This is a genomic window from Pseudescherichia sp. (assembly GCF_031979925.1).
GTDB lineage: Bacteria > Pseudomonadota > Gammaproteobacteria > Enterobacterales > Enterobacteriaceae > Pseudescherichia.
The window spans coordinates 95056-121419 of record NZ_DALZFB010000008.1; the positions used below are offsets into that span (position 1 = coordinate 95056).

Annotated in this window: 22 protein-coding genes; 5 read left to right on the forward strand and 17 right to left on the reverse strand. The window is 59.7% G+C overall.

Features of this window, described 5'->3' with window-relative positions:
• Nucleotides 1–41 precede the first annotated feature (41 nt).
• The 6 genes from ispG to RTM13_RS14655 form a co-directional block, all read right to left on the reverse strand.
• Nucleotides 42–1160 (reverse strand): flavodoxin-dependent (E)-4-hydroxy-3-methylbut-2-enyl-diphosphate synthase, encoded by a 1119-nt coding sequence (ispG, locus tag RTM13_RS14630; RefSeq protein WP_103818867.1) that lies wholly within the window; start codon nt 1158–1160, stop codon nt 42–44.
• A gap of 27 nt (nt 1161–1187) precedes the next feature.
• Nucleotides 1188–2210, reverse strand: coding sequence for a cytoskeleton protein RodZ (gene rodZ / locus RTM13_RS14635; RefSeq protein ID WP_312212697.1), 1023 nt, complete (start codon nt 2208–2210; stop codon nt 1188–1190).
• A 294-nt stretch (nt 2211–2504) separates the two neighbouring features.
• Nucleotides 2505–3671 carry a bifunctional tRNA (adenosine(37)-C2)-methyltransferase TrmG/ribosomal RNA large subunit methyltransferase RlmN gene (locus RTM13_RS14640; RefSeq protein WP_103818865.1) on the reverse strand — a complete coding sequence of 389 codons (1167 nt, stop codon included), beginning with the start codon at nt 3669–3671 and terminating at the stop codon, nt 2505–2507.
• 148 nt (nt 3672–3819) lie between these two features.
• On the reverse strand, nt 3820–4251 hold the full coding sequence (ndk, locus tag RTM13_RS14645; RefSeq protein WP_312212698.1) for a nucleoside-diphosphate kinase: 432 nt from the start codon (nt 4249–4251) through the stop codon (nt 3820–3822).
• A 148-nt stretch (nt 4252–4399) separates the two neighbouring features.
• The gene (pbpC, locus tag RTM13_RS14650; RefSeq protein WP_312212699.1) at nt 4400–6724 is read right to left on the reverse strand and encodes a peptidoglycan glycosyltransferase PbpC; all 2325 of its coding nucleotides are present in this window, start codon (nt 6722–6724) and stop codon (nt 4400–4402) included.
• A gap of 1 nt (nt 6725) precedes the next feature.
• Nucleotides 6726–11675: an alpha-2-macroglobulin gene (locus RTM13_RS14655; RefSeq protein ID WP_312212700.1), complete on the reverse strand. Its 4950-nt coding sequence runs from the start codon at nt 11673–11675 to the stop codon at nt 6726–6728.
• Between the two features lie 270 nt (nt 11676–11945).
• Between RTM13_RS14655 and RTM13_RS14660 the strand changes: the two genes are divergently transcribed.
• From RTM13_RS14660 to RTM13_RS14675, 4 genes are all read left to right on the forward strand, one after another.
• The gene (locus RTM13_RS14660; protein ID WP_312212701.1) at nt 11946–13490 is read left to right on the forward strand and encodes a PTS transporter subunit EIIC; all 1545 of its coding nucleotides are present in this window, start codon (nt 11946–11948) and stop codon (nt 13488–13490) included.
• Between the two features lie 11 nt (nt 13491–13501).
• Nucleotides 13502–14863, forward strand: a complete 1362-nt coding sequence (locus tag RTM13_RS14665; RefSeq protein WP_312212702.1) for a 6-phospho-alpha-glucosidase — start codon at nt 13502–13504, stop codon at nt 14861–14863.
• 101 nt (nt 14864–14964) lie between these two features.
• Nucleotides 14965–15807, forward strand: a complete 843-nt coding sequence (sseA, locus tag RTM13_RS14670; RefSeq protein ID WP_312212704.1) for a 3-mercaptopyruvate sulfurtransferase — start codon at nt 14965–14967, stop codon at nt 15805–15807.
• 2 nt (nt 15808–15809) lie between these two features.
• Entirely contained in the window at nt 15810–16580 is a 771-nt protein-coding gene (locus tag RTM13_RS14675) for a MurR/RpiR family transcriptional regulator (protein ID WP_312212706.1), read from the forward strand.
• A gap of 21 nt (nt 16581–16601) precedes the next feature.
• Here the strand turns inward: RTM13_RS14675 and sseB are convergent, their stop codons facing one another.
• From sseB to trmJ, 11 genes are all read right to left on the reverse strand, one after another.
• Complete coding sequence (gene sseB / locus RTM13_RS14680; protein ID WP_312212708.1) at nt 16602–17384, reverse strand: enhanced serine sensitivity protein SseB; 783 nt, start codon at nt 17382–17384, stop codon at nt 16602–16604.
• A 102-nt stretch (nt 17385–17486) separates the two neighbouring features.
• Nucleotides 17487–18776, reverse strand: coding sequence for an aminopeptidase PepB (gene pepB / locus RTM13_RS14685; RefSeq protein ID WP_312212710.1), 1290 nt, complete (start codon nt 18774–18776; stop codon nt 17487–17489).
• Nucleotides 18777–18841: 65 nt separating this feature from the next.
• Nucleotides 18842–19042: a Fe-S cluster assembly protein IscX gene (iscX, locus tag RTM13_RS14690; RefSeq protein ID WP_042389051.1), complete on the reverse strand. Its 201-nt coding sequence runs from the start codon at nt 19040–19042 to the stop codon at nt 18842–18844.
• A 1-nt stretch (nt 19043) separates the two neighbouring features.
• Nucleotides 19044–19379: an ISC system 2Fe-2S type ferredoxin gene (fdx, locus tag RTM13_RS14695; protein WP_034459208.1), complete on the reverse strand. Its 336-nt coding sequence runs from the start codon at nt 19377–19379 to the stop codon at nt 19044–19046.
• A 1-nt stretch (nt 19380) separates the two neighbouring features.
• Nucleotides 19381–21231: a Fe-S protein assembly chaperone HscA gene (gene hscA, locus RTM13_RS14700; protein WP_312212712.1), complete on the reverse strand. Its 1851-nt coding sequence runs from the start codon at nt 21229–21231 to the stop codon at nt 19381–19383.
• Nucleotides 21232–21246: 15 nt separating this feature from the next.
• Nucleotides 21247–21762 carry a co-chaperone HscB gene (hscB, locus tag RTM13_RS14705; RefSeq protein WP_312212714.1) on the reverse strand — a complete coding sequence of 172 codons (516 nt, stop codon included), beginning with the start codon at nt 21760–21762 and terminating at the stop codon, nt 21247–21249.
• 72 nt (nt 21763–21834) lie between these two features.
• Nucleotides 21835–22158 carry an iron-sulfur cluster assembly protein IscA gene (gene iscA, locus RTM13_RS14710; RefSeq protein WP_103818854.1) on the reverse strand — a complete coding sequence of 108 codons (324 nt, stop codon included), beginning with the start codon at nt 22156–22158 and terminating at the stop codon, nt 21835–21837.
• A gap of 15 nt (nt 22159–22173) precedes the next feature.
• Nucleotides 22174–22560 (reverse strand): Fe-S cluster assembly scaffold IscU, encoded by a 387-nt coding sequence (gene iscU / locus RTM13_RS14715; protein WP_312212716.1) that lies wholly within the window; start codon nt 22558–22560, stop codon nt 22174–22176.
• Nucleotides 22561–22587: 27 nt separating this feature from the next.
• Entirely contained in the window at nt 22588–23802 is a 1215-nt protein-coding gene (locus RTM13_RS14720) for an IscS subfamily cysteine desulfurase (RefSeq protein WP_312212718.1), read from the reverse strand.
• A gap of 116 nt (nt 23803–23918) precedes the next feature.
• Nucleotides 23919–24410: a Fe-S cluster assembly transcriptional regulator IscR gene (gene iscR, locus RTM13_RS14725; protein WP_312212720.1), complete on the reverse strand. Its 492-nt coding sequence runs from the start codon at nt 24408–24410 to the stop codon at nt 23919–23921.
• A gap of 271 nt (nt 24411–24681) precedes the next feature.
• A complete protein-coding gene (gene trmJ, locus RTM13_RS14730) occupies nt 24682–25413 on the reverse strand; it encodes a tRNA (cytosine(32)/uridine(32)-2'-O)-methyltransferase TrmJ (RefSeq protein WP_312212722.1) in 732 nt (243 codons plus the stop codon).
• A 121-nt stretch (nt 25414–25534) separates the two neighbouring features.
• Here trmJ and suhB point away from each other — a divergent pair, with 121 nt between their 5' ends.
• Entirely contained in the window at nt 25535–26338 is an 804-nt protein-coding gene (gene suhB, locus RTM13_RS14735; protein ID WP_312212724.1) for an inositol-1-monophosphatase, read from the forward strand.
• Nucleotides 26339–26364 lie beyond the last annotated feature (26 nt).

Sequence of the window (26364 nt, forward strand, 5' to 3'; positions counted from 1 at the left end):
GGTTCAATCATACACGGGAAGCCAGCCGCTTCCCAGCTACGTTATTTTTCCAGCTGCTGAACGTCAATACGGCGGGCTTCATCAAGCATGGAGGCCTTGGCGCGAATGCGGGCTTCCAGCTGGGCGATCATGTCGCCGTTGTCCAGCCGGTCTTTGCGCACGCCGTCTTCGTACAGGCCGCTCTTCTTGTTGCCGCCGGTTACGCCGAGGGTGGAGACCAGCGCTTCGCCCGGTCCATTCACCACGCAGCCAATGATAGAGACGTCCATCGGGGTAATGATATCTTCCAGGCGCTGCTCGAGGGCGTTCACCGTGCCGATCACGTCAAACTCCTGACGGGAGCAGGTTGGGCAGGCGATAAAGTTAATGCCACGGGAGCGGATGCGCAGGGACTTGAGGATATCGAAACCGACTTTGATCTCCTCAACCGGATCTGCCGCCAGTGAGATACGCAGCGTGTCGCCGATCCCTTCCGAGAGCAGCAGTCCGAGGCCAATGGCTGATTTCACCGCCCCCGCACGCGCGCCACCGGCTTCGGTGATCCCGAGGTGCAGGGGCTGATCGATCTGCTTCGCCAGCAGGCGGTAGGATTCAACGGCGAGGAAGACGTCGGACGCTTTGACGCTCACCTTGAACTGGTCGAAGTTGAGACGATCCAGATGATCCACATGACGCATGGCGGATTCCAGCAGCGCCTGCGGCGTCGGTTCGCCGTACTTCTCCTGCAGATCCTTCTCCAGCGATCCGGCGTTAACGCCGATGCGGATCGGAATGTTTTTGTCTCGCGCGCAGTCAACAACGGTGCGAATACGCTCTTCGTTACCGATGTTGCCCGGGTTGATACGCAGGCAGTCGACGCCGTACTCTGCCACCTTCAGCGCAATACGGTAGTCAAAATGGATATCCGCGACCAGCGGAACGCTAACCTGCTGTTTGATGAGCTTAAAGGCTTCCGCCGCGTCCATGGTCGGCACGGAGACACGGACGATATCCGCGCCAACGCGCTCCAGGGCTTTGATCTGATTAACCGTCGCTTCCACATCCGTGGTGCGCGTATTGGTCATTGACTGAACGGCGATAGGAGCGCCATCGCCGATAGGTACATTCCCCACGTAGATGCGTTTCGATTTTCTACGCTGAATAGGGGCCTGGTTATGCATTGAAAACTCTCCCGCGTTGCCCGTCAATTACTGAGCTGCTGATTGTTCGGCATTGAGGGTCAGGCGCGCAACCTGGTTACTTCTGATAAAGCGGCTCAGATCGACGGGCTTGCCCTGGAACTGGATCTGCACGGCTGACGGTGCACCAATTTTTAACTTATAAGGGGTCTGACCGGCCAGGTTCAGGCTGGCACCGCTACGCTGGATGCCGCTGAACAGCTTCTTGCCGGTGGCGTCGATCACTTCCAGCCAGCAGTCGGCGGTAAAGGTCATCGCCAGCGCGTTGGCATCAACGGTATTTGTCACGCCCGCCTGATCGGTCGGCAGCGGCGCTGCGTCCGGTGCGGTATTCGCCGCTGGCGCAGCGGTTGCCGGCGCGGTTGCTGCTGGGGCAGCCACGGCGTCAACGTTAGCCTGGGACGGAGAGACCACGGCGTTTTGCGCGTTACTCTGCGCCGGCGCAGTGGTTGCCGCCGCTGGCGGCGCCTGGGTTGCTACGTCAGCAGGCGCAGTACCTGTGGTCTGCGCGTCAGCAGGCTCGGCAGGGTCGGTATTCAGAGGGACGCTTTGTGATTCACCGTTGCTGGCGAGTTCAGCAGAGGATTGATCGGCCATCGTGCTGATCTCCTCCTGCTGGGCTTTGTGATTCTGCCACCACCATGCGCCGGTCAGGCCAACAACGACAAAGACAATCAGCCAGGTGATGCTCGACAGCCAGCCATCGCGCTTCTTACGGCGTTTGCCAAGGGAAAAAGAGTGCATCGGGGCGACCTTTGCCGCTCTGACCGGTGCCTGTTTTTCCATCATTGGCAGCAGCTCTTCTTCCGGGATGTGCACGAGGCGTGCATAGGAGCGGATATAGCCCCGCAGGAAGGTGGAAGCCAATTCGGCAGGCGCTTTGTCTTCTTCGATATCGCGAACGGTGGAAACCTTGAGGCACAGGCGTTCAGCGACCGCTTGTTGGCTTAGCCCAAGCTGCTCGCGGGCATTGCGCAGGCGGACGCCAGTGGTTTGTGTTGCATTTAGGTCTTGAGTGGCTTCAGTATTCATTCGCTACAGCTGCTGGTACGTGAAATGTAAAATCAGGTGCCGGTAAGTCACAATGCCCACCCGCACCGCGAAACTTCTGGGTCAGTTAACCTTAGACCGACAGTATAGAGCTGTCAGGCCGGGGATAACAGAACAGCTTTTACCTCGTGGGCTAAACTGTTGTTCCATCGTTACATACTGCCTCAATCACGACGGAAACGCACCGTAATTATTTATCGAAACTGTATATTTGAGTAAGTTACGCCACGCGATTATGCTGCACGATCCCGCTTCGGAACCGTGCAGAAAGCATAATTAGACGGCTTTAACCGAAATTGGCTCGCCCTGCATACGCTTGCGCAGGGTGCGCTTGGTACGGTCAATCACCTCACCCGCCAGCTGGCCGCAGGCGGCGTCGATATCATCACCACGAGTTTTACGCACGATAGTGGTAAAACCATACTCCATCAGCACCTTAGAGAAGCGATCGATACGGCTGTTTGAGCTACGGCCATACGGCGCGCCGGGGAACGGGTTCCATGGGATCAGGTTGATCTTGCATGGGGTGTTCTTCAGCACTTCCGCCAGCTGGTGCGCATGCTCGGTGCCGTCGTTGACGTGATCCAGCATAACGTACTCGATGGTGACGCGGCCCTGGTTAGCGTTGGATTTGCTAATATAGCGGCGAACGGCATCAAGGAAGGTTTCGATATTGTACTTTTTGTTGATCGGCACAATTTCGTCACGGATCTCGTCCGTCGGCGCGTGGAGCGAAATCGCCAGCGCCACGTCGATCATGTCGCCCAACTTGTCCAGCGCAGGCACAACGCCCGAAGTCGACAGCGTCACGCGGCGCTTGGAGAGGCCAAAACCGAAATCATCCAGCATGATCTCCATCGCCGGAACGACGTTGTTCAGGTTGAGCAGCGGCTCACCCATGCCCATCATCACCACGTTGGTGATTGGACGCGTGCCGGTCACTTTTGCCGCACCGACGATTTTCGCCGCGCGCCATACCTGGCCGATGATCTCAGAGACCCGTAGGTTACGGTTAAAGCCCTGCTGGGCGGTTGAGCAGAATTTACACTCCAGGGCGCAGCCGACCTGGGAAGAGACGCACAGCGTGGCACGATCTTCTTCCGGAATATAGACCGTCTCAACGCGCTGGTCGCCCACGGCGATGGCCCATTTGATGGTGCCGTCGGTAGAGCGCTGCTCTTCCACGACTTCCGGCGCGCGGATCTCGGCGACCTCTTTGAGCTTGTTACGCAGCACCTTGTTGATATCGGTCATATCGTCAAAGTTATCACTGCAGTAGTGGTACATCCACTTCATTACCTGGTCGGCACGGAACGGCTTTTCGCCCAGGTTTTTGAAAAATTCGCGCATCTGCTGACGGTTGAGATCCAGCAGGTTGATTTTGGCGTCTTTGTTGGGAACCGTCGAGACGACGATTTCAGGCGTAACAGTTTGTTCTGACATAATAGATTCCGGCCTCGTTGTTACACGTTGTGGCCCCTGGAGGGTTGAAAAAAGAAGCGCCCCGGTAAGCTGCTGCTCGTCCGGGGCGCTGCATTGTACAAATTCTACTGCACCAATGCCACGTCTGTCGGCGGCATTAGCGAAATAATTAACGAGTGCGCGGGCAGACTTCGTTCTCACCGAAGAAGAAGGCGATTTCACGGGTAGCAGACTCAACGGAGTCAGAACCGTGGGTGCCGTTCTCGGTGAAGCTGTCAGCGTAGTCGGCGCGCAGGGTACCGGCCAGCGCGTTGTCCGGATTGGTTGCACCCAGCAGATCGCGGTGACGCTGTACGGCGTTTTCACCTTCCAGCACGGATACTACGATCGGGCCAGAGGTCATGAACTCAACCAGACCGTCAAAGAATGGGCGACCTTCGTGCTCAGCGTAGAAACCGCGAGCCTGCTCAACGGTCAGATGCAGCATTTTGGTGCCAACGATTTTGAACCCAGCGGATTCAAAGCGTGCAAAGATGCTGCCAATAACGTTTTTTGCCACCGCGTTCGGCTTGATGATGGAAAAAGTACGTTCAATTGCCATGATAACCTCTGTTATGTATTTGTTGTCGTGCATACACCCGTATGACCTGGCGCGAATTATAGAGAGCTACGCCACCCTTGCCTATGGATGAAGATAACATTTTTTTAAAATAAGATGAGTTTTAGCAACCTCCAGCCGCAAACTGGCGTTACAGCACCCGAAAAAGCACCGTTGCGGTCTGTCCGGCCCCATCCATAACTACCAGCTGATACTCCCCCCGCTTATCCAGACGCAGGCTCAATGCCCGTCCATGGTTGTCTAACGGCTCGCCGTTGATAAACCACCAGCGCTCCCCCTCCCCGCCCGTCGCCTGTAACGGCAGGGAGACGTACGTTTCGCCGGGGAGACGCTTCACCACCGCCCCCTCCCTTACGCCAGTGAGCAGTAGCGGAGGCGGATACTCCTGCTGACGCGGCGGGCAGCTAACTGAAGGCGCAGGCAGGCGTGCGGCGCGGCGCTCGCTGGCGGGGAGCCACGGCTCCAGCGGCAGGGGCCACACCACCAGAGTCTGCTCATGTGCTTCCGGGCAGTCCGCCGCCACGCGCTGTCCCTGATGATTGAGCCAGACCGGGAAGCGGATCCCACGGATCCCCTCCTGCTGGGGAAGTAAAAGCGTAGGCGGCTCGCTCTTATCCAGCAGCCAGGTGGCGAGACGGCGACGGCAGTTGCTATCCCCGGCAGGCAGGCTCTGTCCACCGGGCCAGCAGATGACGCCCCGGCTAACCGACTCAGGACGCGGATCGCGCGGCTGGCGGGCCACCTCCAGCGCCGAGTGCGCCTGTAACATATTGTTGACCTGGTTCAGCAGCGGCACGGCGCTGGCGAAGCCAAACTGTCCGGCGACCGGCGTACCGTCGGGCCGCCCGGTCCAGATGCCAATCACGTAGCGGGCGTTGATGCCCACCGCCCACGCATCCCGGTAGCCGTAGCTGGTACCGGTTTTCCACGCCAGGGGAACAACCTGGCCAAGATCCGCGTCGGGCAGCGGCTGCGCCTGAGAGGCAAGGATACGACGAATAATCCACGCGGCTCCTGGCGACATCAGCGGGCGATCTACCAGCGGATCGTGCGGCTGGAGGCGTAAAAAACCGGCCTTGCCGTGGCGGGCAAAGGCGCTGTAGGCGGCAGTGATATCGGCCAGGGTCGCCCCTGCCCCGCCGAGGATCAGCGACAGGTTCGGCTCGGCCCCGGCGGGCAGGGTCAGCGGCAGACCGGCATTGCGCAGGCGGGCGGCGAAGCGCTTCGGGCCATAGGCCTCCAGCACCTGCACTGCGGGCAGGTTAAGCGATCGGACCAGGGCTTCGCTCATGCTGACCGGACCGTGAAAGCCGCTGTCAAAGTTACCGGGACGGTAATCCTCCGCCAGCCGGGGAACGTCCTGCAGGAGCGACGCCGGGTGGATCAGCCCCTCGTCCATCGCCAGACCATAGACGAAGGGCTTGAGCACCGATCCAGGAGATCGCACGGCAGTGACCATATCCACGTGGCTGAAACGGCTGTCGTCGTTGATATCCACGGAACCAACCCAGCCGCGCACCTTCATGGTGGTGTGATCGACAACGATCATCGCCAGCGAGCTGCGCGGCGGCAGCTGCGGCTTAACGTTGAGCGCCAGCGCCTCCAGCTGCCGTTGCAGCGTGGCGTCGAGGGTAGTGACAATTTTGCTCTGCTTATCTCTTCCCGCCACCCGCCGGGCGAACAGCGGCGCAAGCTGCGGCATCTGCCGGGGCGCGAGCCAGACCGGCTCCTCGCGGGATTCACGCACCTGCCGCGCGGACCAGACCTGCTGCGATGCCATGCGCTCCAGCACTTTATCCCGCGCCGCCTGCGCCCGCTCGGGCCAGCGATCCGGGCGCAGGCGGCTCGGGGCCTGGGGCAGCACCGCCAGCAGTGCGGCTTCGGCATAGCTCAGCTGCGCCGGGGATTTGCCGAGGTAGGCCCAGCTGGCGGCACCGACGCCCTGCAAGGTGCCGCCAAAGGGGGCACGATTGAGATAGAGTGTCAGGATCTCGCGCTTAGAGAGATGCCACTCTAGCTGGAGCGCACGCCACAGCTGGCGCACCTTGCCACCGAAGGTACGCGGATGGGGATCGAGCAGCCGGGCAACCTGCATGGTCAGGGTGCTGCCGCCGGAGACTACCCGGGCCGAACGCAGATCCTGCCAGGCGGCGCGGGCAATCGCCAGCGGATTAACCCCCGGGTGCGACCAGAACCAGCGATCCTCATACTGGATCAGCGCCTGCAAATAGCGCGGCGACACCTCTTCAATGGTCACCGGATAGCGCCAGATGCCATCGGCGTCGGCGAAGCGCCACAGCGGCGTGCCGTCTTCGGCTACCACTACCCGTGCTGGGTTAACCTCGGCGAGGGGCAGAGGCCAGATCCGATCCGCAAGCAGCAGAGTAATAAGCAGAGCAGCCAGCGCCCCCGGCAGCAATAGCCAGCGGGAGCGCCCTGTACGACCACGCTTCACGCTATGGCCGAACGATCAGCGGGCCGCTTGCCGCGCCCGTTGCCCGCCACTGAGGGACATACATCGACTCAACCTGCGGCATTGGTACCTGATAGCTTCCCGGCGTGACGGCGCGAGCCAGATAGACCAGCGTGACCGGCTGGCTCTCGTTTACCGCTACCGCCGCCACGAAGCGATCGTCGCGGAACTCCATATGCTGAATATCCGCCTGCTGCATCTGGTTAAGCAGGTTCTGCACCTCGCTGGCGCTCTCCTGCAGGCTGGCGCTGCTGCTGGCCAGGTTCTGGTTCTCCAGCTCCAGTCCGGCGGGCAGCAGATCGACCACCAGCGCATCCGGCACGTTCTGGCTGGCCTTTACCTCCAGCCAGACCAGCACCAGCTCACCGCTCTTCAGCTCTGAGAGCGATTTGCTCTTACCGTCGGTGCCGAGGATCTGCCGTTCGATCTGCAATACGTTTGATGACGGTGCTGGCGCGTACTGCGCGTAGCCGCTGGTATCGAGGCGCAGCCAGAGCGGCGCGCTGCCGCTGTTGGTGACCTGAAGCGCCGCGAGCGTATCCGCCTCCAGCGGCAGCGTCCGGGCATGGTCGCCGCTTAGCGCCTCCCCAGAAAGCGAGGTCTGGGCCTGCCAGCTGCCCGGACTTGCCGCCAGAGCTCTGCCCGCCAGGAAGAGCGCGTTGCTCTCCTGGGTCGAGAGCCAGCGCTGGCCGAATGCCTGTGCGGAGAGCGTGTGCAGCAGACGGCTTTGCTCATTTGGCAGCAGGTTATTCTCCTGCAACAGGGAGAGCATCAGGGCGTTATCACGGAGAGCGCTGCCGTAGTCCGCCAGCCAGCGGGTACCGTCCTGGCGCGGCGTTTTTAACCCCAACGCCAGGGCCTGAGCGCCTCGCTCACCGTCGCCCATCAGCTTCAGGGCAATACCCAGCTGTACCAGAGGTAGCCCTGCCGCTGCCTGGCTATGGCGCTGCCAGATCTCACGCAGCGCTCCCAACGGCGCTTTCTGCTGTTGAGCCAGCACCAGCCCGGCGTAGGCCTGCACGGCAAACTTACTCGCCTGGCCGTCATCGCTGTAGCGGATCGCCATCATGCCCGGATCCTGCAGATAGCGCAGGAGACGATTATTGGCCTGGGTTAGCGCCTCGGCAGGCACGCTGTAGCCCTGCTGACCGGCACGCACCAGGAAGTCGGTAACGTAGGCGGTGAGCCAGTACTCCTCCGGCCCGCCCTTATCCCAGAGCGCAAACCCGCCGTCGTCACGCTGCATCTGCAGCAGGCGGGAGATGCCTGTATCTACCGCGGCGCGGCGTTTCTCGTCGCTGTCACCGGCGATGCCCAGTGATTTGAGCTGCGCGGCGTTGGTATAGAGCGACGGGAAGAGACCGCTGGCGGTCTGCTCCAGGCAACCGTAGGGGTAGGCCTTCAGCTCGCGGATATAGCGCGCCAGGTTCAGCGGCGGCTTCCCGCTCAGCAGCAGCTGCCCCTGCAGCGTGGCGGGAGCAAACCCTGCTACCAGATCGGCAGGTGCGGTCCAGCTCTGGCCGGGAGCCAGCATTGTCCCGGTGTTGACCGTCTGTGCAGGCCAGTCTGGACGCACGCCGATCTTCCACTGCTTATGCTGCGGAGCGAAAGTTTCGTTGGGCAGGGTCAGGCCGCTAATCTGAGCGCTGATTTCGCCATCACCAAAACCCTCTTTGGCAGCGATCGGTATGAAAATAGTGGTCCGCGCCTGAGGGGCGAGGCTTACCGGAGCAGGCTGCTGGCTTTGCAGCTCCACCAGACCGCTGGCAGAGAGCGCGACGTTCAGGGTCTGCGGGCTATCGGTCAGGTTAGTGATATCCAGCGCCAGCCGGGTGCTGTCCCCGCTGGCAAGAAAACGCGGCGTATTCAGCTCGGCAATCAGCGGCGCGGCAACGACAACTTTACTTTCAGCGCTGCCAAACTCATCCTCGCTCCAGGCCTGGGCCATTACTCGCAGCTCGCCGTTAAAATCACCGATTGGCAGGGTCACTGTGCCTTCGCCGTGCTCATCCAGCGTCACCGGCTGCGCCTGCTGGGCGATGATATTGACGTGGTTAACCGGCGGCTTCCCGCCCCGGTTCAGCTCATCGCCGTCACCACCAAAGCGCAGCGTTGCCGCCCGGCCCTGACCTTCAATCACCTGGCCGTAGATATCATAGATATCTGCCCCGTAACGCTTCTGACCAAAGAAGGACTTCCACGGATCCGGCGTCACGTAGTCGGTAATATTGAGCACGCCGCTGTCGACCGCCGAGAGCAGCACGTTCACTTTTTTCGGCATCTCACCCGCGTTAACGCTGGCCTTGACCTTGACGGTCAGCGTCTGGTCAGGCCGCATCTTCTGTGGGCCGTCAAGGGTTACCGCCAGACGGCGGCTCTCATCGCCAAGCGGCAGATGCAGCAGGCCAACGGCGCGCTTCGGCGTGGCGGCGCGGGACTTATCGCCGGGACGCACCACCAGCGTGCTGAGGTAGAGATCGTGGCGCTGCCAGGCTTTATCTACCGGGATAGCGAGATCCAGACCCTCGGCCGGGACGTCGATCTCCTGCCACCACAGCGGGCCATCGCTGGACTCCACCATCGCATAGCCCTTACCGGCAGCAGGGGCAGCGATATGCAGCTGGATGGTATCGCCCGGCTGATAGGCGGGTTTGTCGAGCTTGAGGGTGACGCGGTCAGGACGCGCCGCGCTGCCCCCTTCGTTGTTATCCTGCCAGCTGTAGCCCGCCCAGAAGCGTACGCTGCTGACGGTCTCATCAGGCGCTTTCACCTCAAGACGGTAGGCTCCCCACTCCACCGGGAAGCTGACCTTGCCGGTCTCATCCGCAGCGAGATTAAGAGACTGCTCGCCCTCCACCAGATCTTTTTGATCGAACTGGGACTGCCAGCCGTCACTCTCGGACCAGTTCCAGTAGTAGTCGCGACGCTCGCGGATCAGCCGCACCTGCAGATCGCTGACCGCTTTCTTCACGCCGTTGGCATCAACGTAAACAATGTCAAACCCGGCCTGGCTGTTCTCATCAACCGTAGGTCGGTCAACGGTGGTATCGGTGCGGTAGTCGTAGACCGATTTAGCGGCAAACTGCGGACGGATGCCAGGCAGCGCGGCGGCAGGCCAGATAGCCTGCTCGGCGCGACGGGTTACCGGACGGCCGCCGGACTCCAGCAGGCTGGCCTGAAGGATCAGCTGCAACGGCGAATGGGCCTCCTGCCACTGGCTTTCGGTCGTTACCTCGCCGTGACCTTTGTCGTCCAGGGTAACCTGTACCTCATCGAGGCTGCGGGAGAGATTCTCCTCAGCGATATTGCCGAACTGGAAGCCCGGCAGCGCGGCGACGGCCTCACGCAGCGGACGCAGGAAAAGCTGCCCCTGCAACGTGTTGCCGTTGGCGGGCGCACCGTAGAGGTAGCGCCCCGTTACGTCGAAGCTGACGCTGTCAGCCATCGCCAGCGGTGCTTTTTGTGCGGTGAGGTTGAGCGCCATGCGCTCCGGCATAAAGTCTTCCACCTGGAAGCGCCACTGCGGGGACTGATTATCGCCGGTATTGGCGCGAACGTGCCACATGCCGGTTGGCGCACCCGCGTCCAACGTATAGGTAAACTGGTAGAGACCATCCTCCTGCGGCTGGCTGACCACCGTGCGCACCACCTGACCGTCCGGCTTAACGACCTCCAGCTTCACCGGCTGGGCGGGAAGCGGCTTGCCGTCCCGATCGCGCAGCAGGGCGTTGAGGATCACCGTTTCGCCGGGGCGATAGAGATCGCGCGGGCCAAACATGAACAGCTGCTTGCTGTAGCCCGGCTCTCCTGCGATGGCAAACTCGGCCAGATCCAACGCTGGCAGGGTTAAATCGAGCAGCGTGGTTTCGCCATCCTTGCGCGCCAGCAGCAGAGCCGCCTCTTTGTCAGTGTTCAGCACCGCGTGGCCTTTAGCATCGCTGGTGGCCTGGGCCAAAGTCTGCCCCTTCTCATTAAGCAGCGTCACCTCCACGCCCTCACCCGCCGCGCCGTTCTCCAGGCCCTGGGTAAAGACATCCAGCTGATTGTGGTAGCGATGCACCGACAGGCCGATGTTGCTCAGGGTAAACAGCGTGGCGGCGTTGCTGTAGCTATAGTGCCCGGCCTGGTTCATGACGGCGATATAGACCCCCGCCTGTTGAAGAGGTTTGATCTCGGCCAGCGGCAGAAGCAGCTTCTCACGGGTATTGCGCGCCGGGTTAAGGTCAAAACGCCCGGTATAGACCAGATCCGCCATCTTCAGCAGCGTATCGGACTCCCAGTTAGTTAGCGAGTTGCGGTACTCCCACTGGCTGACAAAGGCCGTCAGCGACTCGGGCTTCACGCGGTAGAAGTTAACGTCAACGTTATTGACGTTGAGCGCCATCACCGGCAGCCCTTCGACCACCTTGCCCGGCAGCAGCGAGCCCCGGCTGGCGAAGCCGACGCTCGGCTCTACGTCGCGGGTGGTAATGGTTTTTTCAAAGCTGCTGCCGAAGGTGGCTTTATTCAGCGCCACCAGCCCGCTATCAACGGAGACGATCAGCTCCCGGTTCGGCTCCAGGTGGCGAAAGCGTAGCTCTTTCAGATTTGGAGCCAGCTCCCAGGCCCCGTCCAGCTTGCCGCTCTTCTTATCGACAAGGTGTACCGTCCGGGAGAAGTCCTGATCGGGATCGAGAGGGATATTGAAAGCGAGCACCAGGGTGGCCGCGCCATCAAGCTGCACCTCTGAGGCATCCTGCAGGGTCAGGGATTTACCTGCGCTCTGGGCGGCGAGCTTTTCCCGCTGGGCGCTGTCAACTTTAGCCACTGGCTTTGGGTCAGCCTCCGCGGCTTTGGTGACCGCCGCCTGGGGCGCGCCGCTGTTATCACAACCCGCTAAAAAAGAGGTGGCTACCAGTGCCATCGCAAGCGCAGTAAAACGTAACGGTTTCATTCCTTTATCCCTGCCGTTGTTCGAGAGTCAGGCTTAGTATGCGCCAGTTTTCCCAGGAGCAAAAAGAGAATACAAACTCTGGAAAGCGGCTCGCAATCTTTGCCTGTTGGCAGGCCCGACTGTTACGCCGATCACACCCCATAACGTTACATGTTACGTTGACCGTCATTTGTTTTTAAAACAAGAAGATAGCTGGTATGAAACCGCTTAGCGCTGCTAACGTTACTCTGTTATCGCACCTCCGTGCGCGGTTCATAATGAGAGAAGACGATGAAAAGAGCCGTTAATGCCCTACAAAATTTTGGTAAGTCCCTCTACGGTCCGGTGCTGATTCTACCCATCGTCGGCCTGTTCATTGCCTTTGGTAATCTGTTGGGCAACGGTAACCTGGCGGAGTACCTGCCCTTCCTCGGCTACCCCTTTATCCAGAGCCTCGGCCAGCTGATGGCCAAATCGGCGGTGTCGGTGCTGGTGAACCTGGCGCTGGTTTTCGCCGTAGGTATTCCCGTGGGTCTGGCCGCCCGTGACAAGGGCTACGCGGCGCTAATCGGTCTCGTCACTTTTGTGGTCTTTATCAATGCCATGAACGTCACTCTGAGCCTACAGGGCGAGCTGGCCGCAGCGGATCAGATGAAAGCTGCCGGACAGAGCATGGTACTGGGGGTCCAGGTGCTGGAGATGGGCGTCTTTGCCGGGATCCTCACCGGTGCGCTCTCAGGCTACCTCTATAACAAATACTCCGGAGTGCAGTTCTCCGGCGCGATGGCGGTCTACTCCGGCCACTGCTTCGTGGCAATCATCATGCTGCCGGTCTCGATGCTGCTCGGTGTGATCATGAGCGAGCTGTGGCCCTTTGCTCAGCAGGGGATCAGCGCGGCGGCACTGGCGATTAAGGGCGCGGGACCGTTTGGCGTGGCGGTGTACGGTTTTCTGGAGCGCATCCTGGTCCCCACCGGCCTGCATCACCTGGTCTATACCCCGTTCCTCTATACCGAGCTGGGGGGCACGGCGGACGTCTGCGGCCAGACCTATCAGGGCGCACGCAATATCTACTTTGCCGAGATGGCCTGCCCCGCCGTGCATCAATTGAGCAGCACCGTGGTGTGGGACGCCCGCGGCATCAGCAAGATGTTTGGCCTGCCCGCCGCCGCGCTGGCGATGTACATGACCGCCAAACCCGAGCGCAAAGCGGCGGCCAAGGCGATTCTGATCCCGGCGGCGTTGACCTCTCTGCTGGTGGGCGTCACCGAGCCGATTGAGTTCTCATTCCTCTTCGTCGCTCCGCTGCTGTTCGTGGTTCACGCGGTGCTGACCGGCATCGGCATGATGCTTTTCTACCTGCTTGGAGTCCACGCCATCGGCGCGAACGGCATTATTGATTTCATCGTCTATAACCTGCCGCTCGGCACCGAAAAATCCAACTGGCCGATGTATATCGTGGTCGGCCTGATTATGTTCACCCTCTACTTTGTCATCTTCCGCTTCCTGATCCTGCGCTTCGATATGAAGACGCCGGGCCGCGAGGATGAAGATCAGGAGACCCGCCTCTACAGCAAGCAGGAGTACCAGGCGAAAGGGGCCAACGACGGTCTGGGTGAGGCGATTGTTGCCGGGCTGGGTGGTCGCGACAACGTTGAGGTGGTGGATAACTGCTATACCCGCCTGCGCGTCACGGTGAAAGACGTGGCGATTATCGATGAGCCACGCCTGAAAGCCACCGGCGCGAAGGGAGTGATCAAACAAGGCAATAACGTTCAGGTGGTCTACGGGCTGCACGTCAAAAAAATGCGAGAGGCCGTTGAGGCGTTTCTTTGAAGGAGGCACACATGCTTACCCCCCCATTTATTCTGTCCATCGCCGGCGGCGGCAGCACCTATACGCCAGGCATCGTTAAAAGCCTGATGGTACGGCTGGAGGATTTCCCGCTAGCGGAGATCCGCCTCTACGATATCGACGAGTCGCGTCAGCGCACGCTCGCCCCGGTGGTGGAAAAAGTGATCCGCGACCACAGCGACACGATTAAATTTACCGTCACCAGCGACGCCGAGGCCGCCTTCAGCGGGGCGCACTTTGTCTTCGCCCAGATGCGCGTCGGCCAGTACAAAATGCGCGAGCAGGATGAGAAGATTCCTCTGCGTCACGGCGTGGTGGGTCAGGAGACCTGCGGGCCGGGCGGCCTGGCCTATGGCCTGCGCACCATTCTGCCGATGGTAGAGCTTATCGACCTGGTGGAGCAGTACGCGGATAAAAAGGCATGGATTGTGAACTACTCCAACCCGGCGGCGATTGTGGCTGAAGGGGTTCGTCGTCTGCGCCCCAACGCGCGGGTGCTCAACATCTGCGATATGCCGGTGGCGGCGATGCGTAACATCGGGGCCATTCTGGGGGTTGATCGTCACAAATTACAGGTGGACTATTTTGGTCTGAACCACTTCGGCTGGTTTACCCGCATCCTGGTGGACGGCGAAGATCGCCTGCCCGAGGTGCGTCGTCATGTGGCGCAGTTTGGCCTGCTGACCGAGGATGCTTCCAAGACCGATCCGCAGCACGCCGATCCCTCGTGGGTGAAGACCTGGCGCAACATCAAGCCGATTATGGATCACTTCCCGGACTATCTGCCGAACCCCTATCTACAGTACTACCTGATGCCGAACCAGATTGTTGAGTATCAGGATCCGCACCTGACCCGCGCCAACGAGGTGATGAACGGCCGCGAGAAGAAGCTGTTTGCCGCCGCCGAAGAGTATCAGCGCACCGGGATCCTGCCGGATGCCTTCCACGTTGGCGTTCACGGGGCGTTTATCGTCGACGTTGCCTGCTCGCTGGCCTTCGACCTGCGCCAGCGCCATCTGGTGATTGTCGAGAACAAGGGAGCCATCGCTAACCTGCCCTATGATGCCATGGTCGAGGTACCGGCCTACATTACCTCCAATGGTCCAGAGCCGGTGCGTATGGGTGCGGTGCCGCTGTTTCACCAGACCCTGTTGATGCAGCAACTGGCCTCTGAACAACTGCTGGTGGAGGCAACCATTGAGGGCAGCTATGAGAAAGCCCTCCAGGCCTTCACGCTGAACCGTACCGTGCCAACGATGCAGCATGCGAAGGCGATCCTCGACGATATGATCGAGGCCAACCGCGACTACTGGCCGCAGCTGCAAAGAGCCTGGCAGAATGGAGAATCCGTATAAATTTCTGAAGCCTGCTCGCGGCGTTGAGAGGGTAAACTTGTCGGTGTGAGAAAAAACACCGACAATCCTTTAGTCAATACATTAAAGGAGGCCCACCTGCTATGACTACCTCATTCTTCGTTGCTGCCGACTGGCTGATTGAACACGGCGACTCCCCTGACGTACAGATTATTGATGCGCGCATGGCTCCCCCTGGGCAAGAGCACCGTGATATGCGCGGCGAGTACCGCGCCGGACATCTTCCGGGCGCGGTCTTTTTTGATATTGAGGCCCTCTCCGACCACACCTCTCCTCTGCCCCACATGATGCCGCGCCCGGAGGCCTTCGCCGTGGCCATGCGCGAGCTGGGGGTCAGCAGCGACAAGCATCTGGTGATCTACGATGAAGGGGACCTCTTCTCTGCGCCACGAGCGTGGTGGATGCTGAAAGCCTTTGGCGTGGAGCAGGTCTCAATTCTGGCGGGCGGCCTGGCCGGATGGCAGCGTGATGAGCTGCCGCTCCAGCAGGGGGATGTGAAGCTGCCCGAAGCTGAATTTGAAGCTCACTTTGACGCCGACCGGGTGAAGCGCCTGACCGACGTGCTGCTCATTAGCCATGAGAAAACTGCCCAGCTGGTTGATGCTCGTCCTGCCCCGCGCTTCAACGCCGAAGCGGATGAGCCGCGTCCGGGGCTGAGACGCGGGCATATTCCTGGGGCGCTGAACGTGCCGTGGGGCGATCTGGTGTTTGAGGGTGAGCTGAAGACCACCGACGAGCTGAGTGCTGTTTTTGCCCGTCAGGGTGTCGATCTCAATAAGCCTATCGTGGTGAGCTGTGGCTCCGGAGTGACTGCTGCCGTGGTGGCGCTGGCGCTGGAGACGCTGGGCGTTGAGGGCGTTACGCTGTACGACGGCTCATGGAGTGAATGGGGCGCGCGGGACGATCTGCCCGTTGAACCATCCTGAGCATGGACAACCGCCTTGCGCCGCTGCTGTCACGCGGCGAGTCGCTGACCCGCGCAGAGTACCGAGTGCTGGCCCATCTGACCGCCCACCCGCTGCTGGTGGGCAACATCACGGTGCGCGAGCTGGCGCAGGAGACCTTCGTCTCTACCGCCACCATCATGCGCCTGTGCCAGAAGCTGGGCTTCAGCGGCTACAGCGAGCTGATCTGGTACTGTAAACAGCTGCTTGCCGATACGCCGCATATCGCGGTTCCGGCGGGTGAAACCGCCGATCTCTCGCTGCGGTTTAACCAGTTTATCGCTAACTATCAGCAGACCTTTCGTTGGGCGACAGAGGAGAAGCGCCGCTACTTCGCTACCCTGCTGCATGAAAAAGAGAGCTTTTTTCTCTACGGGGCGGGCTTCTCCTATCTCTTTGCGGAATATCTTACCAAGAAGCTACAGGTGCTGGGCAAGACGGCGTTTATCTCCGGGCCGGGGGACAGCCGTAATATTTTCCTCAGCAACGCCGCCCGCTATGAGGTGTTTATTGCCGTCTCCCGCAGCGGTGAGACGGAGCAGGTGCTGGATAAAGCGCGGATCGCCAAAAACGTCGGCATGACCATCGTGGCCTTTACCCGCGCCTCGGCGAATACCCTGGCTGGCATGGCGGATCTCCATTTCGGGCTGTATGACGAGGCGGTGCACTTCGCCGCCGAAGCCGCGGGCGTGACCTCGTTCGAGTCGAACCTGGTGCTGCTGATGGATCTGCTGCTGCTGGAGGCAACGGGGTGAACGCTCACCCCGTCAGAGGGACTAGATAATGCGCTGCTTGAAGTCGCGCAGGAAGCTGCCCCAGCGCCGCTCGTAGAAGGGCGTAATGTGCGCCAGCATAAAGTGGCTGATCCCCTTCTCACCTTCGGCAACCAGGCAGATATCGACAGGCTCATCGCCAGGTAACGTATCAGTGGCCACGCTGCCAGTCGACTGGATAATGGCATCGATATCGCTGTCGGCCTCGACTTCAATGCCGATCAACAGGTTAGACTGAGCGTCAGCCTCCTCTTTGATAGAGCAGATAAACGCCCGCTTGACCGTTTTCATGGTCTTGAACAGCGTCGTCAGGGAGTCAATCATCTGCGCAGGCGGCTCGGCTACCTCAGAGAGCAGCAGCGCGCTGCCGCCCTCTAACACCTCCTGCTGGCTGAGAGGGCTACCCTCCTCTTTGCCTACCAGGTGGGCGATCTCACGCGGCGTAAACTCTTTCCCCGTTGGCAGCTTAGCGTTGAGGAACAGCGTCTCGCCGAGGGTCATCTCAAACAGGGTGCGCACCGGCATCACCACGAACGCCTGCTCATCCTCTACCGCCTGCTGCAACGCTTCAAGGGAGGTGAAAAACGGGATCACCGAGGTGCCGTCGTCTTTCTCCCAGTGCTGGATATCCAGTGCGCTATCCTCAACTACCGTCTGGCCCTCTGCCGCCGTACCGGGAACCCAGACAGTGGAGGCCATCAACGTGCGGAAGAAAGCAGGACGGTGTCCTGGCTCGGTCGCCGCCTGCTCAAGCAGGGTCTCTAATTCGTTTTTCGTCTCAGACATATTTACCACAGATTGAATCGGGTCACGTAGGGCGGGTAAGCATCGCGCCACCCGCCATTGTCTCGCCGGGTGGCGCTACGCTTACCCGGCCTACAAAACGATCTATTCTGCCGTTAATAAATGGGCGATGGTACGCACGCCCAGACCTGTCGCCCCGGCAGCCCACTGATCCACGGCCGCTTTACGGTAGGTGGCAGAGCAGTCGATATGCAGCCAGCCTTCACGGTAGTTCTCAACAAAGTGGGAGAGGAAACCTGCGGCAGTGCTGGCTCCCGCCGGGAAGGCGGCGCTGGCGGTGTTGTTCAGCTCGGCAAAGTTAGACGGCAGCTGGCTGCGGTGGAACTCCGCCAGCGGCAGACGCCAGAACGGCTCGTTCTCCGCGCTAGCGCTTGCCAGCAGGCGGTTTGCCAGCTTGTCGTCAAAGCTCAGCAGCGCATGGTAGTCATTACCCAGGGCGGTTTTCGCCGCGCCGGTCAGCGTTGCCGCGTCGATAATCAGCTCCGGATTTTGCTTCACCGCGTCGATCAGGCCATCGGCCAGCACCAGGCGGCCTTCGGCATCGGTATTCATGATCTCAACGGTTTTGCCGTTGCGATAGCGAATGATGTCGCCAAGCTTGAAGGCATTGCCGCTGATCAGGTTATCTGCGCAGCAGAGGTAGAGCTTAACGCGCTTGTTCAGGCCGCGAGTAATGGCAAACGCCAGCGCGCCGGTGACCATAGCCGCGCCGCCCATATCGGACTTCATGGAGTCCATAAAGGCGCTCTGCTTGATGCTATAACCGCCGGAGTCAAAGGTAACGCCTTTACCTACCAGGCAGGCATAGACCGGCGCGTTTTTATCGCCTGTAGGGTTGTAGTCCAGCGCCAGCAGAACCGGAGTCCGCTCGGAGCCACGCCCGACGGTGTAGATCCCCATGTAGTTCTGCTCGCGCAGATCTTCGCCTTTGGTGATACGGTAGGAGACGTTATCTCCCCCCACACTACTCAGCAGATCCACCGCGCGCTGGGCCAGCTGCTCCGGTCCCAGCTCCTCAGGAGAGGCGTTAATGGCGTCGCGCACCCAGTCGATAACGTTGCGGCGGCTCTCCAGCTCTTTCTGCTGGGCTTCATCCAGGGTCGGCCACTCAATTTTACGGCTACCTTTTGGCCCTTTATAGCCCTGCCAGAATGCCCAGCAGCGATCGACGTCCCAGCCCTCGCCTGCCAGCTGAACGTGCTTGATGCCCATGCCGTCGATCTTACGCGCCGCGCGCTGGATCAGGCCCAGCTCGTCTGCGCCGGTAAGGTGCAGCGCAACGCCGTCGCTATTGATGCTGTAAGCAGCTTTCTCGCCCCAGCGCGCATCGGCGGGCTGAGTCGTCAGGGTGATTTTCATGGCTTCAGTTGTCATTATTCTGTCCTTATGATCAAGCCTGCGATGTGAAAACGGGCTACCCGAAGGCAGCCCGCTGTGCATTATGACGCTTCGTCTAACCAGACTAACAGAATCGCTTCCAGAATCTTTTCATTGGATGCGTTTGGTTCGTCATCAAAGTCGTCCAGTTCACAAATCCACTGGTGCATATCGGTAAAGCGCACGGTTTTCGGATCGAGATCCGGGTAAGCGTCATACAGCGCCTCGCCGATTTCACGGCTGTCACTCCACTTCAGGCCCATATCAATGCTCCCGTGCGTGGTTGATAGTATAACGTGGCATCTCGACCACCAGGTCTTCGTCGGTGACGCGTGCCTGACAGCTCAGACGGCTCTCCGGCTCCAGACCCCAGGCTTTATCCAGCATGTCGTCTTCGTCTTCGGTGCTCTCCGCCAGCGAGTCAAAGCCTTCACGCACGACGCAGTGGCAGGTGGTGCAGGCGCAGGATTTTTCGCAGGCGTGTTCAATCTCAATGCCGTTACGCAGGGCAACGTCAAGAATGGTCTCGCCGACATTCGCTTCCAGAACAGCGCCATCCGGACAGAGATCCTGATGGGGCAAAAATACAATCTTTGGCATATTAAACCTCGTCCACGGAGTGGCCCTTCAGCGCTTTACGAACCGACTGGTCCATGCGGCGTGCGGCAAACTCCTGGGTTTGTTTGTCTATATTTTTAATGGCTTGTTCAATGGCATCAGCATCATTACCCTCGGCGGCTACACGCACACGTGCAGCGGCCTCGTCAATAACCTGACGTTCTGCGGCGCTTAACAGCGCGGCATCGGTTCCGAGCGCGCTTTGCAGACTCTCCAGCACGCGCGCGGCCTCCACTTTCTGCTCCGCCAGCATTCGCGCTTTCACGTCCTCACCGGCAAAACTCATGGAATCCTGGATCATGGTAGCGATTTCGCCGTCGGTCAGGCCGTAAGAGGGCTTGACCTGAATTGAGGCGGCTACGCCGGTGGATTTCTCCATAGCGGTAACGCTCAGCAGGCCATCGGCATCTACCTGGAAGGTGACGCGAATGTGCGCCCCGCCGGCAGGCAGCGCCGGGATACCGCGCAGGGTAAAGCGCCCCAGCGAGCGGCAGTCGGCAACCAGTTCGCGCTCGCCCTGCATCACGTGGATCGACATCGCGGTCTGGCCGTCTTTAAAGGTGGTGAACTCCTGAGCGCGCGCCACCGGAATGGTGGTATTGCGTGGGATCACTTTCTCTACCAGCCCGCCCATGGTCTCGAGACCCAGCGACAGCGGAATAACGTCCAGCAGCAGCATTTCGCTGTCCGGCTTGTTGCCTACCAGGATATCGGCCTGAATAGCCGCGCCGATGGCAACCACCTTATCCGGATCGATGGTGGTCAGCGGCTGGCGACCAAAGAACTCGCCCACGCGCTCGCGCACCAGCGGCACGCGGGTAGAGCCGCCTACCATCACCACTTCCAGCACCTCGTCGGCCTCAACGCCTGCGTCTTTCAACGCCCGGCGGCAGGAGAGCAGCGTGCGTTTAACCAGAGAAGAGATGAGATCGTTGAATTCAGTGCGGGTGATGTTGCCCTGCCAGCCTGCCACGTTAACGTCGACGCTTTCGGCATCGCTGAGGGCAATTTTTGCCGCGACAGCGGCGTCAAGCAGCTGGCGCTGCAGGCGCGGATCTTCACGGTCGGTAATGCCCGCCAGCTCGCGAATACGATCCGCCAGCAGGTGATCGAAGTCGTCGCCGCCCAGCGCAGAGTCGCCGCCGGTGGCCAATACTTCAAACACGCCACGACTAAGGCGCAGGATAGAGATGTCAAAGGTGCCGCCGCCGAGATCGTAGACGGCGATCACGCCCTCTTTGCCCGAGTCGAGACCGTAGGCGATCGCGGCCGCCGTCGGCTCGTTGAGCAGGCGCAGCACGTGCAGGCCCGCCAGTCGCGCGGCGTCTTTGGTGCCCTGACGCTGGGCATCATCAAAGTAGGCCGGGACGGTGATTACCACGCCGTCCAGCTCGCCCGCCAGCGCTTCTGTAGCGCGAGCGGCGAGCGTCTTGAGGATATCGGCAGAGATGCGCACCGGGTTCAGCAGGCCGGCAGCGGTGGCGATCATCGGCAGACCGTTTTCGCTCGCCTGCAGCTGATACGGCAGATGCGGGTAGCGCGCCTGGATGTCGGCCAGCGAGCGGCCCATCATGCGTTTAACCGAGCTGATGGTGTTAGCCGGATCGTTGACCGCATTGCTGCGAGCCTCAAAGCCCACTCGGTGACCGTGCTGCTGATAGTGCACCACGGACGGCAGCAGGTGACGTCCTTCGCTGTCCGGCAGCGTTTCTGCCTGGCCGCTACGCACGGTAGCCACCAGAGAATGCGTTGTACCCAGATCAATGCCCGCCGCCAGACGACGCTGGTGCGGCGCGGCACTCATGCCCGGCTCACTAATTTGTAATAAGGCCATGTTTGCTTCCGAAATTTAAAAATCGAGCAGCTTTTCTTCGAGTTGTTCTGCTGTGCTGCGTAGTTTATCGAGAAAACGGAGTTTACGCACCGTCTCTGCGGCGTCGCTCCACGACTCGCCGTCAAGCTGCTCGACCATGGTCTGATGGCGCGAGGTATACATTGCGGCGACGCGCTTCAGGAACGCTTCCAGCCGGTCAGTATCACGGGCCTGCTCAATCTCATCCAGCTCTTCGCGCAGCTCAAGCTGCTCCATCAGAAAGACAGTGTCGCGGACGGTATGCTGCTCGCTGGCGAGATCGAAGCCGTGCAGGGAGAGCAGATACTCGGCGCGCAGCAGCGGGTGGCGCAGCGTCTGCCAGGCCTGATTGATGGTCGCGGAGTGTTGGACGGCGGCAAGCTGTTCAGCAGAGGTGCCGCTGGCAAACCGATCGGGGTGGTATTGACGTTGCAGATCCTGAAAGCGGGTAGCCAGCGCCTGGGTATCCAGATGATAGCCAGCGGGCAACCCAAAGAGGGTGAAGTAATCCATAACAGTCTCGGGGTTAGGCGGGTTAAAGCAAACCCCACCGCAGAGCAGTGGGGTTGAGTCGTTCAGGCGCGGTTAAACGTGGAAGCTTTCGCCGCAACCGCACTCATCTTTCACGTTCGGGTTGGTAAACTTAAACCCTTCGTTGAGGCCCTCTTTTACGAAGTCCAGCTGAGTGCCGTTCAGGAACTGCAGGCTTTTGCCATCGACCACGACCTTAACGCCTTTGTCTTCGAACACGGTATCTTCTGCCGCAGGCTCGTCAACAAATTCCAGCACGTAGGCCATACCCGAACAGCCGGAGGTTCTCACCCCCAGGCGCAGGCCAAACCCTTTACCCCGGTTGGCCAGGAAGCTATTTACTCGCGCGGCAGCACTGTCGCTAAGGGTAATCGACATACAGACCTCTGCTCGTTATTTCACGTCACGCTTGCTTTTGTAGTCCGCAATCGCAGCTTTGATTGCATCTTCCGCCAGGATAGAGCAGTGGATCTTAACCGGCGGCAGCTCCAGCTCATCGGCGATGTCGGTGTTTTTAATCGCCTGCGCTTCGTCCAGAGATTTACCTTTCACCCACTCAGTCACGAGGGAGCTGGAGGCGATCGCCGAGCCGCAGCCGTAGGTTTTAAAACGCGCGTCTTCAATGATGCCGTCGTTGTTTACTTTGATCTGCAGCTTCATGACGTCGCCACAGGCCGGTGCACCCACCATGCCGCTGCCAACGCTCGCGTCGCTGTTGTCGAAGGAGCCAACGTTGCGCGGGTTTTCGTAGTGATCGATTACTTTTTCGCTATAAGCCATTTTAAATTCTCCTGATGCCGCTACCGATTAATGATGAGACCATTCAATGCTGTTCAGATCCACGCCCTGTTTGAACATCTCCCACAGCGGAGAGAGGTCGCGCAGACGGCCAATGGAGTTGCGAACCAGATTGATGGTGTAGTCAATCTCTTCTTCGGTAGTGAAACGACCTAAAGAGAAACGAATAGAGCTATGTGCCAGCTCGTCGGTCATGCCCAGCGCGCGCAGCACGTAGGATGGCTCGAGGCTTGCAGAGGTACAGGCGGAACCGGAAGAGACCGCGAGATCCTTCAGCGCCATGATCAGCGACTCGCCTTCAACGTAGTTGAAGCTGACGTTGAGGATGTTTGGTACGCCCTGCTCAAGATCGCCGTTCAGATACACTTCTTCCATATCCTTTACGCCGTCCCACAGACGGTTACGCAGCGTACGCAGGCGCGCCATCTCGGTTTCCATCTCTTCTTTCGCAATGCGGTAGGCTTCGCCCATGCCGACGATCTGGTGTACAGGCAGCGTACCGGAACGCATACCGCGCTCGTGACCGCCACCGTGCATCTGTGCTTCGATGCGGATACGCGGCTTACGACGCACGTACAGCGCGCCAATCCCTTTCGGGCCGTAGATTTTGTGGCCGGAGAAGGACATCAGATCAACTTTCAGCTGGCTCAGGTCGATAGGCAGTTTGCCCACGCTCTGGGTCGCATCAACGTGGTAGATGATGCCGCGCGCACGGCAGAGTTCGCCGATAGTCGCGATATCCTGTACGACGCCGATTTCGTTGTTCACGTGCATGATAGAGACCAGAATGGTGTCGTCGCGCATGGCGGCTTCCAGCTCTTTCAGGTCAATAATGCCGTTGCTCTGCGGCGCAAGGTAGGTTACTTCAAACCCTTCACGCTCCAGCTGACGACAGGTGTCCAGCACGGCTTTGTGTTCGGTTTTACTGGTGATGATGTGCTTGCCTTTTTTCTGATAGAAATTAGCAGCACCCTTGATCGCCAGGTTGTCGGATTCGGTTGCACCGGAGGTGAAAACAATTTCACGCGGGTCAGCGCCAACCAGCTCGGCAATCTCATTACGGGCGATATCTACCGCCTCTTCAGCATGCCAGCCAAAACGGTGTGAACGGGAAGCTGGGTTACCAAAGTTTCCGTCCAGGGTCAGACACTGCATCATCTTCTCGGCAACACGCGGATCCACCGGCGTAGTTGCGGAGTAGTCGAGATAGATCGGTAATTTCATTGCTCTATAAACTCCGTACATCGCTTCAATGCAAGGAACCAGGCAGACGGCTGGATGTACGGCCGACGTGGCGGAGCTGGCGCTCCGGCCTGGTTCATAAATCTTTTATGGTTTTATTACGCGCGCAGCTTGACGTTAATGGCGTCCTGCGCGCGGGTCGTGCGCTGTGTTTCCTGGCTGTGCTGGCGATCGGATACGTCCATCACTTCCTGGTTATTGACCAGTTCACCGAGGGTGATATTGTTCAGGAAGCCGGTCAGACGATCGCTGAGGTCGCGCCACAGCGCATGGGTCAGGCACTTATCGCCGCCCTGGCAGCCGCCTTTACCCTGACAGCGGGTCGCGTCTACCGATTCATCAACAGCGCTGATCACTTCGCCAACGGCGATGCTGTTGGCATCTTTACCTAACAGATAACCGCCGCCCGGACCGCGTACGCTGGCCACCAGGCCGTTCTTACGCAGGCGGGAGAAGAGCTGCTCCAGATAGGAGAGGGAGATTCCCTGACGCTCGGAGATATCAGCCAACGGAACCGGGCCCGATTCAGAGTTGAGCGCAACGTCCAGCATTGCAGTAACGGCATAACGCCCTTTAGATGTCAGTCTCATGTCTTACTTAACCTCAAACTCGCCCCTGCCCGGGGTTGTCGTTATATATAGATAGTTATAAAACGTTGTTATAAAAACAGTGATATAAATGGTCTGTTACATAGCAGGCGCAAGTGTGACATTCCCGACTAAAATGGTCAACTATTTACTTGACTGTTTTAGTCAGGTATTTGGCTATTAGTGCCGTTTCCTTCACGCCGGGTGGCGCTGCGCTTACCCGGCCTACAAAACCGTAGGCCCGGCAAGCGTTGAGCCGCCGGGCAAATAGACGCTACTGCTCTTTATTCTTCTGCTCGATCGACGCCAGAATACCGCGCAGGATGTTCAGCTCCTGGCTCTCCGGACGCGCGCGGGTAAAGAGACGGCGCAGCTTGTTCATCACCTGGCCCGGATGATCGGGGCGGATAAAACCGGTTGCCAGCAGGGTCTGCTCAAGGTGGCCGTAGAAGCGCTCCAGGTCATCCACCAGCGGGTAAGCCGTCTCTTCCTCTGCTGGCTCAGCGCCCTCTTCCTGCGCCGCCAGCCAGGCCATGCGCACTTCATAGGCAATAACCTGTACCGCCATCGCCAGGTTCAGCGAGCTGTACTCCGGGTTGGCGGCAATAGCGACGTGGTAGTGGCACTTCTGCAACTCTTCGTTGGTCAGGCCTACGCGCTCGCGGCCAAAGACCAGCGCCACCGGGGCGTGCTGACCTTCGCTAACGCTCTTCAGCCCGCACTCGCGCGGATCAAGCATCGGCCACGGCAGCGTACGGGAGCGAGCGCTGGTCCCGACCACCAGGCTACAGCCCGCCAGCGCGTCGTCGAGGGTATCAACAATCTGCGCGTTACCGATAACGTCGCTGGCACCGGCAGCCAGGGCAATGGCCTGGGAGTCCGGCTTCACCAGCGGATTGACCAGCCAGAGGTTCGTTAAGCCCATGGTTTTCATGGCGCGGGCAACGGAGCCCATGTTGCCGGTGTGAGAGGTTTCAACCAGCACGATTCGTATATTTTGCAGCATAGTTTTTCAGCGTCTTAAGAATATTCGCGCATATTAGCATAAAGCAAAGACATAGTCCGAACTCGCTGCTATACTCTGCGCCGTTTTCACCCCGTTCTTTAACATCCAGTGAGAGAGACCGATGCATCCGATGCTGACCATCGCCGTGCGCGCAGCGCGCAAGGCGGGTAATGTAATTGCCAAACACTACGAAACACCAGACGCTGTAGAAACTAACCAGAAAGGCAGCAATGATTTCGTGACCAACGTTGATAAAGCCGCCGAGGCCGTGATTATCGACACTATCCGCAAATCTTACCCGCAACACACCATTATCACCGAAGAGTCCGGTGAACATGCAGGCGCAGATCAGGATGTACAATGGGTTATCGATCCACTGGATGGCACCACCAACTTTATTAAACGTCTGCCACACTTCTCGGTTTCTATCGCCGTGCGCATTAAAGGCCGCACCGAAGTTGCCGTAGTTTACGATCCAATGCGTAACGAACTCTTCACCGCTACCCGCGGCCAGGGCGCACAGCTCAACGGCTACCGCCTGCGCGGCAGCATCGCTCGCGATCTGGATGGCACCATTCTGGCGACCGGTTTCCCGTTCAAGGCGAAACAGCACGCTAAAGCCTACATCAACATCGTGGGTAAACTCTTCACCGAGTGCGCTGACTTCCGCCGCACCGGCTCTGCCGCGCTGGATCTGGCCTACGTTGCCGCTGGCCGCGTGGACGGTTTCTTTGAGATCGGCCTGAAGCCGTGGGATTTCGCCGCAGGCGAGCTGCTGGTACGTGAAGCGGGTGGCCTGGTGTGTGACTTCACCGGTAACCACAACTACATGATGAGCGGTAACCTGGTCGCCGGTAACCCGCGCGTGGTGAGAGCCATGCTGGCGAACATGCGTGATGAACTGAGCGAAGCGCTGAAGCGTTAATCTCAGTGATGCCCGGCGGCGCAACG

Coding starts and splice junctions, on each gene's coding strand:
- suhB (WP_312212724.1), top strand. CDS start 25,535: ATGCATCCGATGCTGACCATCGCCGTGCGCGCAGCGCGCAAGGCGGGT.
- iscR (WP_312212720.1), bottom strand. CDS start 24,410: ATGAGACTGACATCTAAAGGGCGTTATGCCGTTACTGCAATGCTGGAC.
- RTM13_RS14660 (WP_312212701.1), top strand. CDS start 11,946: ATGAAAAGAGCCGTTAATGCCCTACAAAATTTTGGTAAGTCCCTCTAC.
- sseB (WP_312212708.1), bottom strand. CDS start 17,384: ATGTCTGAGACGAAAAACGAATTAGAGACCCTGCTTGAGCAGGCGGCG.
- hscA (WP_312212712.1), bottom strand. CDS start 21,231: ATGGCCTTATTACAAATTAGTGAGCCGGGCATGAGTGCCGCGCCGCAC.
- RTM13_RS14655 (WP_312212700.1), bottom strand. CDS start 11,675: ATGAAACCGTTACGTTTTACTGCGCTTGCGATGGCACTGGTAGCCACC.
- RTM13_RS14720 (WP_312212718.1), bottom strand. CDS start 23,802: ATGAAATTACCGATCTATCTCGACTACTCCGCAACTACGCCGGTGGAT.
- fdx (WP_034459208.1), bottom strand. CDS start 19,379: ATGCCAAAGATTGTATTTTTGCCCCATCAGGATCTCTGTCCGGATGGC.
- RTM13_RS14665 (WP_312212702.1), top strand. CDS start 13,502: ATGCTTACCCCCCCATTTATTCTGTCCATCGCCGGCGGCGGCAGCACC.
- iscU (WP_312212716.1), bottom strand. CDS start 22,560: ATGGCTTATAGCGAAAAAGTAATCGATCACTACGAAAACCCGCGCAAC.
- rodZ (WP_312212697.1), bottom strand. CDS start 2,210: ATGAATACTGAAGCCACTCAAGACCTAAATGCAACACAAACCACTGGC.
- RTM13_RS14640 (WP_103818865.1), bottom strand. CDS start 3,671: ATGTCAGAACAAACTGTTACGCCTGAAATCGTCGTCTCGACGGTTCCC.
- iscA (WP_103818854.1), bottom strand. CDS start 22,158: ATGTCGATTACCCTTAGCGACAGTGCTGCCGCGCGAGTAAATAGCTTC.
- hscB (WP_312212714.1), bottom strand. CDS start 21,762: ATGGATTACTTCACCCTCTTTGGGTTGCCCGCTGGCTATCATCTGGAT.
- ispG (WP_103818867.1), bottom strand. CDS start 1,160: ATGCATAACCAGGCCCCTATTCAGCGTAGAAAATCGAAACGCATCTAC.
- sseA (WP_312212704.1), top strand. CDS start 14,965: ATGACTACCTCATTCTTCGTTGCTGCCGACTGGCTGATTGAACACGGC.
- iscX (WP_042389051.1), bottom strand. CDS start 19,042: ATGGGCCTGAAGTGGAGTGACAGCCGTGAAATCGGCGAGGCGCTGTAT.
- ndk (WP_312212698.1), bottom strand. CDS start 4,251: ATGGCAATTGAACGTACTTTTTCCATCATCAAGCCGAACGCGGTGGCA.
- trmJ (WP_312212722.1), bottom strand. CDS start 25,413: ATGCTGCAAAATATACGAATCGTGCTGGTTGAAACCTCTCACACCGGC.
- RTM13_RS14675 (WP_312212706.1), top strand. CDS start 15,810: ATGGACAACCGCCTTGCGCCGCTGCTGTCACGCGGCGAGTCGCTGACC.
- pepB (WP_312212710.1), bottom strand. CDS start 18,776: ATGACAACTGAAGCCATGAAAATCACCCTGACGACTCAGCCCGCCGAT.